Annotated in this window: 12 protein-coding genes; 7 read left to right on the top strand and 5 right to left on the bottom strand. The window is 50.4% G+C overall.

What is annotated here, in order from left to right; all coding sequences use genetic code 11:
• Window positions 1-150: 150 nt before the first annotated feature.
• The 3 genes from ACFQ1C_RS03045 to ACFQ1C_RS03035 form a co-directional block, all read right to left on the bottom strand.
• Window positions 151-516 carry a hypothetical protein gene (locus ACFQ1C_RS03045; protein ID WP_379557057.1) on the bottom strand — a complete coding sequence of 122 codons (366 nt, stop codon included), beginning with the start codon at window positions 514-516 and terminating at the stop codon, window positions 151-153.
• A 188-nt stretch (window positions 517-704) separates the two neighbouring features.
• Window positions 705-2,183, bottom strand: coding sequence for an aminoacyl-histidine dipeptidase (locus tag ACFQ1C_RS03040; protein WP_379557056.1), 1,479 nt, complete (start codon window positions 2,181-2,183; stop codon window positions 705-707).
• A gap of 151 nt (window positions 2,184-2,334) precedes the next feature.
• Window positions 2,335-3,975 (bottom strand): methyl-accepting chemotaxis protein, encoded by a 1,641-nt coding sequence (locus ACFQ1C_RS03035; protein ID WP_379557055.1) that lies wholly within the window; start codon window positions 3,973-3,975, stop codon window positions 2,335-2,337.
• A 324-nt stretch (window positions 3,976-4,299) separates the two neighbouring features.
• On the opposite strand from ACFQ1C_RS03035, the gene gpt reads away from it, so the two are divergent.
• The 7 genes from gpt to ACFQ1C_RS03000 all read left to right on the top strand — a co-directional run bounded on the left by gpt (window position 4,300) and on the right by ACFQ1C_RS03000 (window position 11,903).
• Window positions 4,300-4,764 (top strand): xanthine phosphoribosyltransferase, encoded by a 465-nt coding sequence (gene gpt / locus ACFQ1C_RS03030; protein WP_379557054.1) that lies wholly within the window; start codon window positions 4,300-4,302, stop codon window positions 4,762-4,764.
• 226 nt (window positions 4,765-4,990) lie between these two features.
• Complete coding sequence (crl, locus tag ACFQ1C_RS03025; protein WP_379557053.1) at window positions 4,991-5,389, top strand: sigma factor-binding protein Crl; 399 nt, start codon at window positions 4,991-4,993, stop codon at window positions 5,387-5,389.
• Between the two features lie 115 nt (window positions 5,390-5,504).
• Window positions 5,505-6,608 carry a glutamate 5-kinase gene (gene proB / locus ACFQ1C_RS03020; RefSeq protein WP_379557052.1) on the top strand — a complete coding sequence of 368 codons (1,104 nt, stop codon included), beginning with the start codon at window positions 5,505-5,507 and terminating at the stop codon, window positions 6,606-6,608.
• Window positions 6,609-6,616: 8 nt separating this feature from the next.
• A complete protein-coding gene (locus ACFQ1C_RS03015; protein ID WP_379557051.1) occupies window positions 6,617-7,873 on the top strand; it encodes a glutamate-5-semialdehyde dehydrogenase in 1,257 nt (418 codons plus the stop codon).
• Window positions 7,874-8,041: 168 nt separating this feature from the next.
• Complete coding sequence (locus ACFQ1C_RS03010) at window positions 8,042-8,470, top strand: hypothetical protein (protein WP_379557050.1); 429 nt, start codon at window positions 8,042-8,044, stop codon at window positions 8,468-8,470.
• Between the two features lie 237 nt (window positions 8,471-8,707).
• Complete coding sequence (locus ACFQ1C_RS03005; protein ID WP_379557049.1) at window positions 8,708-9,148, top strand: OsmC family protein; 441 nt, start codon at window positions 8,708-8,710, stop codon at window positions 9,146-9,148.
• A gap of 172 nt (window positions 9,149-9,320) precedes the next feature.
• Entirely contained in the window at window positions 9,321-11,903 is a 2,583-nt protein-coding gene (locus tag ACFQ1C_RS03000) for a DUF2339 domain-containing protein (RefSeq protein ID WP_379557048.1), read from the top strand.
• A gap of 319 nt (window positions 11,904-12,222) precedes the next feature.
• Here the strand turns inward: ACFQ1C_RS03000 and ACFQ1C_RS02995 are convergent, their stop codons facing one another.
• Window positions 12,223-13,689, bottom strand: coding sequence for an FAD-dependent oxidoreductase (locus tag ACFQ1C_RS02995; RefSeq protein ID WP_379557047.1), 1,467 nt, complete (start codon window positions 13,687-13,689; stop codon window positions 12,223-12,225).
• 253 nt (window positions 13,690-13,942) lie between these two features.
• Complete coding sequence (locus tag ACFQ1C_RS02990) at window positions 13,943-15,298, bottom strand: cytosine permease (protein WP_379557046.1); 1,356 nt, start codon at window positions 15,296-15,298, stop codon at window positions 13,943-13,945.
• Window positions 15,299-15,335 lie beyond the last annotated feature (37 nt).

Genomic DNA, 15,335 nt, shown 5'->3' with positions numbered 1-15,335 from the left:
CCCAACGCATATGCACAGCAACTTAATGCTGCTTAAACTGGTGTCTACTTTAGTCGGGCCATTCCACGCTTCACTCTTTACGCTTCACTCTTTACGCTTCACTCTTTACGCTTCACTCTTTACGCTTTACTCTTCACTCTTCATATATTCTCATTTCAAATGATCTTCTTCTACAAACTGCCAACCTTGATTTGATGCAACTGCAGCCGGCTGCATTGCCGGCGTTTCGGCGACGACGGCGTTGTTATTGTGGTTTGCTTGGCCAGCAACCGCCACGTTTGAAGTGGGGGATTCTAGGGCCGGATAATCACGGCCATCATCAGGGTTAGCTTGAGACACGGGGGCTGCTTCATTACGCTTATCATATTGAACGCCCGGGGCCAGCTTTTTGGTTTCATCCCACAGCTCACGGCCAAAGGTGGCCACGTCAGAAAAAAAGCTATCAGCCATGGCCGGTGCCGCTAGCAGCGACAGAAATAGACAAGCAGTTGCCGATTTTGCAGATAAGATTTTCATCACAGCAGCCTCTAAATAGGGATTGGCAAAAGCATAAGACAAATAACGCCGCTTTAATACTCACATTGCACGACTAAGGACGAGCGCTGACGTACCCGCTGCGCGAGAATGCTTGGGGTCAACAGACCCTAGTAGCAAGGAGGCGTGGCAAAAACGATCTTTGATGTTTCTTGGGTTTTGCTGGCAGCTTAAAGCTGGCGGCTGACCGCTTTATCTTCAGGAATATGTCGCAACACGCGCACTAATAATTGCCAGAAGCGGGAAACGGCTTCAATGTGTACGCGCTCGTCGGGTGAGTGTGCGCCCTGAATGGTTGGGCCAAATGACACCATATCCCAATCAGGATAGATGGCTTTAAATAGCCCACATTCTAGACCCGCGTGGATGACTTTTACTTCGGGCACCACATCAAATAGCTCTTTGTGCGTATCTAAGAGTAATCGCATAATGTTTGACTGCGGATCAGGCTGCCAACCAGGATAAGCACCATCAAACTGACAGTGGGCACCGGCTAAGCGAAACACGGCGGCGGTGGCGTTGGCAACGCGATCTCGGCCCGCATCGTTTAATGAGCGGATCAGGCATTGCACATAAATATGCTCAGGTTCAGTGCTAATGACGCCCAGGTTGGTCGAGCTTTGCACCGCGCCGTCCATATCGCGGCTCATTTCCATTACTCCATGGGGACAGGCCAGCAAGGCGCTACTTAACTTTTGCTGCAAGTCGGTATTCATCACTCGATGAGGCAGCTCGGCAGGCACCAGCTCCAGCGTTATAAAGTCGTCTACCCCTTGAAACTCTTGCTGATATTGCAGCTGGCGCAGTGCAATCTGTTCACTTAACACCTTCTTTACGTCGGCGGGTAGCGTGAGCAGGGCGCTCGCTTCCCGAGCAATCGCATTGCGCAGCGAGCCGCCATTAATCTCGGCCAAACGAATAGACGGGTGTTCGGTAATATCCATGAGCAGTTCAGCCAGTAATTTATTGGCGCTGGCACGGCCTTCATCAATATTAATGCCAGAGTGACCACCGCGTAGGCCCTTAATCGTTAAACGCATCGCGTGATGATCGGCGGGCACAGACTCCGCGAGGTAGGGCAATGTGATATTAGCATCCACACCTCCTGCACAGCCCATATACACGTCACCATCTTGCTCTGAGTCGGTATTCAATAAAATTTTGCCCTGCAGCATACCCGGCTCTAGGCCGAAAGCGCCGGTCATGCCACTTTCTTCGTCTATGGTCAGTAACACTTCCAATGGTCCGTGCTGCACTTTGTCATCGGCTAGCACCGCTAAGCAGCCAGCCAGACCAATGCCGTTGTCTGCTCCAAGAGTGGTGCCGCGGGCGCGCACCCAATCGCCATCAATGTAAGGCTGTATGGGGTCTTTGGTAAAGTCGTGGTTAACGTCGGCATTGGCCTGGGGCACCATGTCCATGTGTGCCTGTAAGATCACCCCTTGACGTTGTTCCATGCCAGGCGTGGCGGCTTTACGAATTATTAGGTTGCCAACGGTGTCCTGCACGGTGGCGAGCCCGCGCTCTTGTGCCCAGTCGGTTATCCACTGACGTACGGCAGCTTCATGCCCTGAAGGGTGTGGAATGCTGCATAAGGTGTTAAAAAATTGCCACAACAGGTGCGGAGTAAGTTGAGTAATTTCGGTCATTAATACATACCTTATCGAGAAGCTAACGGCAGCACTTACCCGCTGCGCGGGAATGCTTAATTTTGAATGTTCAATGAAAATGACTAACGGCTAAGCGCCAAGTTCTACAAGATAACCAAGTTCAGCAAGATAGCCAAGCAGCGGGTTACACTTACGCTTTAAACGTATTCACTTCTGCGGTTAATCGGCGGCCCAAGCTAGACAAAGTTGCGCCCGCATCATCAGTTTCTTGGGTTTTAATACGTCCTTCTTCTGCCAACTCACTTAATCGGTTTAAGCTTTCACTTATATCACCGGTGGTTTGGCGTTGTTGGGCGGCGGCAGTAGCAATATGGCTGTTCATGTCGTTGATTAACGCCATACTTTGGTTGATTGCTTGCAGCGCCCCACCGGCTTGATCGGCGGTATGTTGAGTATCTGTTGCTCGCAGCATGAGGCCGTTCATCTGTTTTACCGTTGCATTAGCTTCTTGCTGTAATCGTTGAATAATATCTTCTATTTCATCGGTTGAGCTTTGAGTGCGAATGGCCAAGTTTCGAACCTCATCTGCCACTACCGCAAACCCGCGTCCTTGATCACCTGCGCGAGCGGCCTCAATGGCGGCATTTAATGCCAACAAATTGGTTTGTTCGGCAATGGCGCGGATCACCTCTAACACCGAGCCTATTTCTTGCGAGCGGTCAGCAAGTGATCCCAAGTTTTGTTGGGTATCTGCCAGTTCAACGACGAGATTGGCAGCTTCTTTTTGAGTTCTCTCCACTTTTTGCGTGCCATCTTTGGCCGCAATGGCCGACTCGTGACTGGCCTTAGCCGCTTGTTCGGCGGCATTGGCGACCTCTTGGCTTGAGGACATCATTTCATTCATAGCGGTCGCAACTTGCTCAGTTTCGCGAAATTGCAGCTCAGAAACGCTGCGATTATGGCGTACGATATCAGCAAGTCGGTCAGCTGCGGTGTTCACTTCTTGGCTAATGGGGGAAAGCTTACGTATCGTTTGGGCGAGCCGAGAGCAAAACTCGTTAAAACTCTTACTGAGCTGAGTCACCTCATCTTTACCTTGCTCATCTAAACGCTGACGTAAATCACCCTCGCCGTGAGAAATATCCTGTAAGGCGCGCACCGTATCGTTGACCGGGTGCAAGATGCTGCGAATAAGGGCAATGGCGACCACTATGGCGATGGCACCTAACCCTGCAACCACTAGAAATATTTTACCGGCAATGGTAATAAGCTGCTCTTGCACATCATCTATATAGAGACCTGTGCCGATGATCCAGCCCCAAGGGGAGAAGCCCTGTACATAAGAAATTTTATCCACGGGACTAACCAAGCCCGGTTTTGGCCATAGATAATCAACAAAACCTTGTCCTGAGTTGCGCACTTGCTTGGCCATTTCGACAAACAGAGCTTTGCCATCAGGGTCAGTAAAAGAGGTGAGGTCCTCCCCATTTAACTTAGGAGACATTGGGTGGAGTATCATGCGGGGGTGAGCGTCATTCACCCAAAAATAATCGTCGTTGCCATAGCGTAATGTGCCAATGGCGGCCAGTGCCTGTTGCTGGGCGTGTTGCTCTGTCAGTAAACCTTGCTGCTGTTGCTGATGAAAAAAGCTGACTAGGCTGACGGTTGACTCAACCTGATGCCTCACTTGATCGCGCTTTTCATCAATTAAGCTGTGATAAAACAACCACAGTGTTAATAACGTGATAATAGCGATGCCAACAGATAATAACAGCAGGTTTAAATACAGTCGTTTAGCGATAGAAAGCGAGCGAAGTAAAGACACATCCATGTTCCTTCATAAAAAATTTACACTCGAGGAGCGGCAGCAGAGGCTATCTTAGAGGAAAATGCAATGCAAAATAGGATGTGAGTGCAATAATGCGATCTGGTCGTATTGTGCTTTAGTCTTATAGCGGGATTGAGGTATTTGTTTGGCATAGTGAAGCTAATTAAAAAGCTGTAACTCTGGTCAAGAATGGGTGTGATCTCTATAATGCGGCCATTGCTTGCTCGCTGTTTGGCTAAGACGAGTCCATTAGTGGCTTTGTTTTAAGTACAAAAAACGGCAGCGGTGCCCAAATTGTCTGAAGCTAACACGCAAAGGTTCTTTTTTATGTCCAATAAATTTGTCGTCACCTGGGACTCATTTCAGCGCGAAACACGTAAACTTGCTGAGCGTCAACTTCCTGCTAGCCAATGGAAAGGGATTATCGCCGTTAGCCGTGGTGGTTTAGTACCTGCTGCCATTATGGCTCGTGAGTTGGGAATTCGTCACGTTGATACCTTGTGTATTGCCAGTTACGATCACAATCAACAACGCTCTGACATGCAAATTATTAAACCAGCCAATGGCGACGGTGAAGGCTTTTTGATAGTCGACGACTTGGTAGACACCGGTAATACTGCTCGCGTTATTCGCGAAATGTACCCGAAAGCCAAGTTTGTAACCGTATTTGCTAAGCCTCAAGGCGAGCCACTGGTTGATGATTTTGAAGTGCGAGTTGGCCAAGACACTTGGATAGAGCAGCCCTGGGACATGGGTGTCGTGTTTGCTACTCCTTTGTGTGACCAAGACTAGGCATAAAAAATATAAAAAACGGCTCCTCAGGAGCCTTTTTTATGCCCAAAAAAGCAATTCGGTATTCACCGTAAAGATCCCGCGTGTATTGGCTGTATTTTTGAAGTGAATCCTTTAAGCTTCACAGTTCGCTACAATTTCGGCGTTATTTCTAGCAACCACCTTGAACGGCCTTTACCCACGCGCTAAAAAGCGTTACATATAGGCAAGTTAACAAGGAGGTTACATGTCTACAGATACAGTTACTCATCGTAAATTAGTACGTGTATTTACCGCTATTGGTCCATACCTGCGGGAACTAAAGTCTAGTGAATCTCAGTACTTTTTTGATTGCCTGTCGGTGTGCGTGAGTGCCAAAGCCGAACCCGATGCTCGTACATTCTGGGGATGGTGGTTAACGCTCGAGACTAAAGACAGTCAACATTTTGAGTTTCATTATCAACTGGGCTTTTTTGATGTCGACGGCGAGTGGCAAACCCGTGCTTTACCCAAAAAACACCAAGCAGAAGTAGCGCGCACCTTACGTGAATTTTACGATAAACTAGAGACCTGTCTAGAAGGCTTATCACTTAGTATGAGCCCGTCTGCGGCATTAGAAAAAGATCACCTACTTAGCATCGCTTAGGTTCATTGTTGCTCGTAGTGGGCCATCATATTTGGCTGTAAGTTGAATACGCCTCATTTTATTATCTTGCCGGCTTTGCCGGCATTGCTGTTAGTAAGGAGCCGCAGGGCGTTCCATGAAAGGCAAAACCATAGTTGTAAAATTGGGCACCAGTGTCCTCACCGGTGGCACCCGCTATTTAGATCGTGCCCACATGGTCGAATTAGTGCGCCAATGTGCCAGCCTACATCGTGCTGGCCATCAAATTATTGTGGTTACGTCGGCCGCCATTGCCGCTGGGCGTGAGCATTTAGGCTTTCCTACTCTTGCCAATACCATGGCCAATAAGCAAATGTTGGCGGCGGTTGGCCAAACTCAGCTAATTCAAACGTGGCAGTCGTTGTTTAATCTTTATGGGCTGCATGTGGGGCAAATTTTGCTGACCCGAGCCGATTTAGAAGATCGCGAACGCTACCTTAATGCCCGAGACACCCTACGTGCGCTGCTGGATCATCGTATTATCCCCGTGATCAACGAAAACGATGCGGTCGCCACTAACGAGATCAAAGTGGGCGATAACGACAATCTATCGGCCCGCGCAGCCATTCTGGCTGAGGCCGATTTATTGGTGCTACTTACCGATCAAAAAGGGCTGTTTACTGCCGATCCGCGTAATGATCCTAAAGCACAACTTATTGAAGAAGTGCAAACCATAGACGACACCCTGCGCAAGCTGGCCGGTGGCAGCATTGGCGGCTTAGGCACCGGTGGCATGGCCACCAAGCTGCAGGCGGCTGATGTGGCGCGCCGTGCCGGTATCGATGTGGTGATTGCCACCGGCCAAGTGCCAGAAGTCATTGGTCGGTTAGCTGATGGCGAGCGCATTGGCACCCGTTTTCCTGCACTGGCTACGCCGCTAGAAAGCCGCAAGCGCTGGATTTTAGCTGGCCCCCCGCCCCACGGTGAAATTCACATAGATGCGGGCGCCGCTAAAGCGGTACGAGAGAAGGGGTCGAGCTTGCTGCCCAAAGGCATAGTACGCATTGAAGGGCGGTTTCGCCGAGGTGAAGCAGTGCGCATCGTCAACCCAGAAGGGCGCGAGTTGGCACGCGGCATTTGCCGCTACGATGCCCTCGATCTTAATTTGATTAAAGGACAGCATTCCGAGCAGATTGAATCATTGTTGGGGCATGGCCACGGCAATGTGGCGATTCACCGTGATGATTTAGTGCTTTTGTAGGAGAAATGATGAATCTGGAACAAATGGGACAGGCCGCACGCGATGCCGCTTACGTATTAGCTGACAGCTCGACGCACACTAAAAACCAAGCGCTATTGGTGATGGCCGACGCATTAGAAGCCGCAGCAGAGCGTATTTTAGCCGCCAACCAACAAGACTTAACGGCTGCCCGAGAGAGCGGTATTAGCGAGTCGATGCTAGACCGACTAATGCTTAACCCTGAACGGCTAACGGCCATTGCCAATGACGTGCGCAATGTGGTGTCACTGCCCGATCCGGTGGGCAGTGAGCTAGACAGCCGCGTGTTAGAAAATGGCATGCGCCTGTCACGCCGCCGTGTACCGTTAGGGGTTGTGGGGGTGATTTATGAAGCTCGCCCCAATGTGACTATCGACATTGCCGCTTTGTGTCTAAAAACCGGAAACGCCAGCATTTTACGTGGCGGACGTGAAACTTTTAATACCAACCAAGAGTTAGTCAAGGTCATTCAGCAAGCGCTCGCCGCCAGCCAACTACCCGAAGCCGCAGTGCAATACATCAGCGAACCCGGCCGTGAGTGGGTAAGTGGTTTATTAAAATTAGATCAATATGTGGACATGATCATTCCCCGCGGTGGTGCCAATTTGCACAAGTTGTGTAAAGAGCAGGCGACCATTCCGGTAATTATCGGCGGCTTTGGTATTGGTCATATGTTTGTGGATGACAGTGCCGATGTGGTGCGTGCCATTGCAGTGATTGATAATGCCAAAACTCAGCGCCCCAGCGTGTGCAACACCATAGACACCTTGTTGGTGCATGAAGCTATTGCCGCCACTATTTTACCTTTGCTTAGCCAACGAATGGCAGAAAAGGGCGTACAACTAGTGGCCGATGAGGGTTCTCTGGCACTGTTAAGTGCAGGCCCAGCTTCGGTGCGAGCCGCAGGTGAAGGTGATTTTGACACCGAATGGTTAGGCTTAACCTTGGGCGTTAAATTAGTCTCTGATGTTAATGCGGCACTGGCTCATTTACGCCAACATAATGCCAGCCATTCCGATGCTATTTTGACTAACAGCATGACCAGTGCCGAGCGCTTTATTAATGGCGCACCGTCTGCTGCCGTGTATGTGAATGCCTCAACGCGTTTTACCGATGGTGCTCAGTTTGGTTTGGGGGCAGAGGTGGCGGTATCCACCCAAAAGCTGCATGCTCGTGGCCCTATGGGGTTAGAAGAGCTGACCAGTTATAAGTGGATTGGCCAAGCGGATTATCTTATTCGTTCTTAAGCCCGAAGGGTTGCTGTACGCTTTATGTTATACGTCGTACGTTAACCGCTGTACGCCGACCGTTAAAGATAAACACCGCCTATTTTTAACGGTCGGCGTAAAGCGTATGGCGTACATCGCTTAATTTAACGTACGGCTTTAATAAGTATTCGGTGAAGAGAGGAATTTATGCCATCCAAGCTGTTGGACGCTCTGCTATTGGCGATGCCATTACCGCCCGTTCTGGAAACCTGGCGCCAGCACCTTAAAAACCAGCTGCCTTATCCGGTACAAGGCGCACAGACGCTGTTTATTGGTGACCCAACCTTGGTTATTGTGGTGTTTCAACATGATAAGGTTGAGGTATTGCTGCCGGCTATTCAGTGGCGACATCACGATATTCATACCGCCAAGCCGACGTCGCAGGGCGTGATTACCGCGCACAACGGTACGCTAGAGCAGTTGCTGGCTTTGGTAGAAAACACCATAGCGCTGCGTTTAAAGTCGTTTCATGAATGCAGTTGCTGTGGCACACGCAGTGCCCCCGAAACGCTGGGCTCGCTGCAAGGTGAGCCGGTTTGTCGCCACTGCATCAAAGGCCGCCGCGTGTTGTTTTAAACAAGATATTAAAGACTTCTTCGCCACGGAATACACGGAAGAACACGGAAAAATAGTGAACAAATCTGAAAGTGACTTTTAATGGTAAGGGTCAATCCGCCCAACTCTGAGAGTGGGAGCCCTTAACAATAATAAGCACTTAGTTACTCGTTGCTTGTGAACTGTGTCCGTGGGTTCTGTGGATTCCGTTGCAGAAATAGGTTTAGACCTTATTTTTAATGATTGAAAGGATAAATCATGGCCGTTGAACAATTTACTGCCACCGCACATTTGCAAAAAGGTACTTTGGTTAAGGTACAAGCACGCGGTTTCGAATTTACGCTAGATGAGCCAGAAAGTTTAGGCGGCACCGATACGGCCATGAATCCGGTTGAAGCGCTACTCGGTGCTTTGGGTGCCTGCCAATCCATAGTCGCGCGCAGTTACGCGCCAATGTTCAACGTTGAGTTAGACGAATTTTGGGTCGAGCTAGAAGGCGACTTAGACCCAGACGGTTTTATGAATAAAGCCGACGTGCGTTGTGGCTTCAGTGATATTCGCTATACCTATCACCTCAAGTCATCGTCGCCTGAGCAAAGCATTAAGGAATTTGTTGAGTTTATCGGCACCAAGTGTCCTGTTGGCGATAGCCTAATACAAGGCGTCAAGTTGAGCCTTGCGGGCATAGTGCGCGTTTAATACCGTAAGGAGTAAATGGTGATGGGTAACAAAGCTAATCTCGGTAAGCCTGTCACTTAGCCATAACTCAGCTCAGCAAGCAGAGGCAACCGAGTAGCCTCCAGCGACTCGTTCAAGGGCGTCTGACATTAGAGTTTGTTAGCTATTTTACTTATGGAAGAGGACGACGAGCTTGGAAGCAATACTCATCATTTTGGCAGCAGTTGTGGTGCTGTTAGTACCGATAGGCTCAATTTTTGGATTTTTGGCGTACCAAAATCTCAAGAAACAGACCGCGCGTATTGCCTCGCTTAGTCTTGAAGTTAGCGAGTTACGCCAGTTAATTAAGCGCGGTCAGCTCCCAGCGTCCTCGCAAGAGCAGATGCAACCGCTCAGTCCGCAATCTCCGCCGGAAGCCGAGCTTAAGCCTGTCTTTACCGCCGCCGCTGTCGAGCCACTGGTTTCAGCAACTCCATCCGTCGAACACTCAACAGCACCGGTTGACCCACTGATTCAAGCGTATCTGGCCAAGGCATCTCGCGAGCCATCCCGCTTCATTCAGACATTAAAAGCAAACTGGATGGTGTGGCTCGGTGGCTTGAGTGTGGCGCTGGCCGGTATTTTTATGGTGCACTACTCGGTGAGTGAAGGTCTGCTTGGCCCAGTACTGCAATTATTGCTGGCGCTGAGTGGTGGTTTGGCACTGCACGCCGGGGCTGAAATGCTGCGTCGTCGCCATCAGCGCAGTGATCAAATATTTGCCGCACTGGCCGGAGGTGGCAGCGTTACCTTGTATGCGGCCTTGCTGGCGGGCATTCATCATTACCAGCTTATCGGGCCGCTAACCGGATTGGTATTACTGGCGGGCGTCTCGCTATCTACCATGGCACTGGCACGACTGCACGGCCCTCTATTGGCGATTATGGGCCTGAGTAGTGCGTATGTGGTGCCGTTATTGATCGACAGTGGCCAAGGCAGCGTCGCTTTTGTGCTGGCTTACAGTTTCTTGATTACTTTCAGCTCGCTGCTGCTGATGCGTTACGTGTTTCGTAATTGGCTGTGGTATGCCACCTTAGGCGGTGCCATGTTGTGGTGGCTGGCCGCTTTGTTTGCCGCAGCAATAGGGCCGGCTGTCCCCTTATATGTGGCGCTATTGTTCGTCATCTTTTCGGTATTACCACCTTGGAGGCACATCGAACCTTCTCGGTTGCGAGACGCCTTTATTACGCTATTAACTGCTTGGGGATTATCGATAGCAGGGCAGTCTGCAGACAGCCCCTTGTTCTTCAGCTGGTTGCTGATCTTACCCCTCGTTTTGCTTGCTCCGCAAAGCCGTCGTGCACTCTGGTATTTACCATGGAACGCGGTGCTGGCGAGCGCGGCCGGTTGGTTGCTTTATATGGGGCACAATAGCGTCGACTTTTTCCACTTAGCGCAATTGCCATCAGATCTGCACCGTCGCTTTATTAGTTATCTTATTATATCGACTCTCATTTGCTCCGGTCTTGGACTATGGCAGTGGCGGGCCGATAACAAGCGCCGCTGGGCGTCGTTCACCGTACTCTCACCGTTGGTATGGTTAGTACTCGGTTGGCTGTTATTGCACGGAGTTGCAACCTCCATAGACTGGGCACTGGCAGCATTATTAGCCGGCACGATTTACGGTGCGTTAACGTGGCGAATGCACAAGCTGGCGTATTATCAGAGCGGTATGGTGTGGGCTACCTTGGCAGCACACTTGAGTTATTCGCTGGCGGTGACCATGGCGTTTCGTGAGGCGTCGTTAACACTGGCGCTAGCAGCGCAGTTGGTCAGCTTGGTGTGGCTGGCGCGCCATTATCAGATGCCACCATTGTATCTGCTGTTAAAAATGGTGTTGGCGGTGGTCGTCGCACGGCTAACCTTCAACCCTTGGCTGCAAGGTTATGATGCAACGGTGCATTGGACCCTATGGACATACGGCGGTACCACCTTGTTGGCCGCCATAGCTACTAAACTGGCCGGTAGCGGCAATAGCATTCGCCCTTGGCTGGAAGCTGCCACGCTACACCTGCTGGTGTTGTTTCTTGGGGCGGAATTACGTTATTGGCTTTACGATGGTGATATTTTTAACCACGAATACAGCTTTATTGAAGCCACCGTGAATATGCTGCTGTGGGGCGGGCTGAGTATTAGCTACATGATCCGTGCTAAAGCCGCTCAGCAGTTAGCCTGGCTATACCGCTGGTGCGCCTTGATCTTGCTGGGTCTGTCAGCCGTCAGTTATCTGATATTGGTGACCTTTTATAATCCATGGTGGGATGGGGCCTATATAAGCGCCACGCCAATTTTTAATATGCTACTGCCGGCTTACGGCGGGCCCGTGCTGCTGGCGCTGGCAATCGGTCGCTTCCCACACCATGCCCCCAAACTGTGGGCATGGTGTGTGGCAGCGATTGCTTTGATGCTGTTTACGGCACTAGAAATTCGCCATTTATGGCGCGGCAGTGATATGGCGCTTTGGTCTGGTATGAATAGCGGTGAGCTTTATACCTATTCAGTAGTGGGTATGTTGTACGCCATTATTGCCATTATTTATGCCACCAAAAACGGTTATCCGCAGTTCTACAAGGCCGGCATGGTGTTACTAGGTTTGGTGATCGCGAAAATTTTCTTAGTCGATATGTCTGGCTTGCAAGGGCTATGGCGAGTGGCGGCCTTTATGGGATTAGGCTTGGCGCTCTTAGGCTTGGCTTGGATGCACCAAAAAGTACAGCGTGTATCTAGTCTGAGTTAGACATCCAGCTAACGGCGGATATCTTCAAAAACTTACACCAAGAATTAGTTGTCACGGAATCCACGGAAGAATACGGAAAAATTAAGCTGGGATAAGAGCGAAAAGTGCCAAAATATCTTATTAGTAAGAGCCAAATCTAGCACCTTAGGAAGCTTGGCGTTGCTTTGGTTAATATGTTAAAAATAAAATTATTTTCCGATCTTATCTTTATTTTTCCGTGCGTTCCGTGTTCTTCCGTGGCAGATAAGTCTTTGTCCTTAAAAGCAAACAGACAACAACAACACTAAATGAGTTACACAGCATGTCTTGTTGCTAATTTTTATGCGTCTTTTGTCTTTAAACAACGCCCTCTGGGCTCGTCACTTTCGTGCAGCACGACTTCGGAATGTAGAAACTGTGCGGCTTCTGCCGAATCTTTCACTTTGGAAGCGCTGCGCTCTAACATGGCGGCTTCAAACTCCGCTAATACACTTTCCCGTATTCCCGCAGAGCGCCATTGTGATAAGGGCCTGCAGCCTTTAAATATTCCCCGAGCCAGCGCTAGTGCATCCAGCAGCGCCTGATTGGCCCCTTGTCCTTTAAACGGGCTCATCGGGTGAGACGCATCGCCAATCAGTGTGATGGGGCCAGCCTCTGCTAATAATTCAGGCGTGAGTAAGGCGCGGTCATACACCGGATAGCCAGACACTTGAGCTTCAAGGGTGGCCGCTAAAATTTGCGGAATGGGAGAGTGCCACTGGGTACGCCTGCACGCTTCAGTTTTAAGGGCGCTAACGCCTTGAGCACTTAACGCCTTAGCCTCATCTTCTGCCATGGGGAAGCTCAGCTGCCACATCACGGAGTCTGCGTCATAAGGCATGATGTAAATACGTTCATGACCATTGGCGGTTTGAAATACCGTGGCCGCATCCAGCAAGTCACTTTCAACATCTTGGAGAGCACTCAACGGGCAAATACCTAATATCACCATACAGCCTAGATAACGTAACGGGGTAGTCTCTTCCCCAATCAGTAACTTGCGCACCGCACTACGGATGCCATCGGCGCCCACTACTAAGTCAGCCTTGGCGTGTTTGATCTCGCCGTTAACTTGAAAGCGCAGCTGCACACCGTCAACTTCACCCGCACATTCTTTAAAGTCGACTAATTGATGGCTCCACTGCACGGCATTATGCTTATTCTGGTGGGCGACCAGTTGTTCCAGCAGCGCTAAGCGCAAAGACTGACGGGCGATATGCACATTGGTACGCTTAGGAGCGGTAGTGGCATCTGCATGCAGCCACTTTCTCATACCCCATTCACCGATCACTTTTCCATCTGTGGTATGAACGAGATGGGTGGTGGAGATAACGCCTTTAGCGAGGGAGAAAATACCCAAGCCTTCGATGGCTTTACTCGCTTGCTGCAAGGTAAGACCATAGCCCTGAGAACGAGTATCGAAGCCGTTATCACGTTCATAAAGCGTAAAAGGAATGCCGCGGTGCAAGCAGGCTACTGCCAGTGCCACGCCGCCGATACCGCCACCAATAATCGCCACATGCGGGTAGTTTTCGGTATCCGCCACTGGCAGCTGAGCGGCGGTGATCAGTCCTGAGCCGCCACAGTTCGCGCATAAAGACAGGTGTGCTTTCGGGCGAGCGGGAGCCAGGCCTTCGCCCCCACTTCTTTCAAACTTATCGAGCGCGGCTTGATAGCTGATCTTAACTTTTTTGCGGATTTTCTGACTGTTTCTGCCTCGCCCCTGACATTTCGGGCAAGTCGTCCAGCTCAACTGAGCCTCGTTCACAGCTTCACTCTTTGCTTCGGTAGGTAACTTGATGTTGACTGCCCTCTAAGAAAAAACGTAAGCAATACCTTAATGACGAGTCCAATTATAGAGCAGTGATGATGACTTTCATTACTTTAAAGTATGGTTTTGTGCTCTGAGAAGATTCTTTCATTCGTATTAACGGTACTGACGATGCCAGCTTGGCAGACCATAGACTCCAATAACAAAAAAGGCCCCCAAAGGGGGCCAAGGCACAACTAATATTTAAGACTCAGGATTTTGCGGGAACTGCATTTACACCGGCAGGACGGACAATGGGTTTCATTATCACGTAATAGCCCAACACACTCACTACCAGCCCGACGAAGAACGCCAAGTCGATGAATACCAGACTGCAGATGAAAGACAGACCGTAGACCAAGAAGGCCCGCAGGTTGTAGTTATTCTGGTAAACGAAAGGTCCCTGGGGATTATAAAAGTCGTCCACGTTCAACTGACCGCGGCGCAACAGATAGAAGTCGGTCAACATGATACCTGCGACAGGACCCAGCAAGCCGGAAGTAATAACGCTGAACCACAGCAGGTTATCGGCAAACACCCAAGGCATCATCAGCAGGCCTATGGCGCCGGAGATGGACACACCCTGACCAAAAGTCAGTCTGGGGAAGACGTTCATCAGGATAAGAGCGGACGGCATCAGGTTGGCGACAGTGTTGGTGGACCACTGGGCAAAGGCGATGGTGATCATGCTCAGGATCAACACGATTGGCGAACTCATGGAGTTCAGTACGATTTCGATCGGGTCCCAAGTGCCGGTAAGGATACCGCCAATCATGCCCACCATTAGAATACCGGAGCCAATCACGATAAGGCCGGAGATCTGGGCGAAAAAGGGCTTGCGGTTACGGATAAAGAAATTTTTGCTGCTGTGGTCGCGAGAGCGCTCCAGCTTGCGGGTCATATCCGGGCTGTTCAGACCCATGGTGATCCAGATTCCGGCGATGGCCATTACCGCGAACCAGAAAGAGCCATCATTCAGCGAAGGTGCGGCCAGCACGTCACCTATGGTGGCGTTATTGTTATCCAGCAACCAGAAGGTAACCAGGCCGATCAGTATGGTCAGCGCCGGAATGGCGACCCAGTCGAACTTGGCCATGGCTTTCATGCCATAGATGGCATTGACTACCTGCAGTACCCCGAAGATCAGGATAAGGATGGTGGTGTTGCTATAGCCAATCCACAATTCCAATACCTTGCCAATGGCAACGGCCGCCACCCAGGTCTGAAAACCAAACCAGAAACAGGCAGGAATGGCGCGAAAGGCCGCCGGGATCTTGGCGCCCTGATAACCGAAGCAGCCACGGATATAAACGGTGAAGGGAATACCGTAGCGTAGTCCAATATCACCAGCCAGGATCAGAATGGTAGTCACAATGGCATAGGCGGCCAGAATCGCACCTATGATAGTCCAAGGAGACAGTCCCGGATACAGCTGGGCCCCCATGGTGAAGGCGCCCATGTTGATGGTCATCCCCGCCCATAGCATGGTGAAGTCCCAGATATTGATATCCCGGTCCTTATCCGTCGACGGCATTAGCTCGGGGTTATTCATTTTATGTACAGCCATGGGTTACATCTTCCTATTGGTGTTCCGCGACAATTGT

Source organism: Oceanisphaera ostreae (assembly GCF_042676125.1).
In the GTDB taxonomy this organism is placed as follows: domain Bacteria; phylum Pseudomonadota; class Gammaproteobacteria; order Enterobacterales; family Aeromonadaceae; genus Oceanimonas; species Oceanimonas ostreae.
Note: the sequence above shows the minus strand (reverse complement) of the source record. Positions and strands in the feature narration are given on the sequence as shown.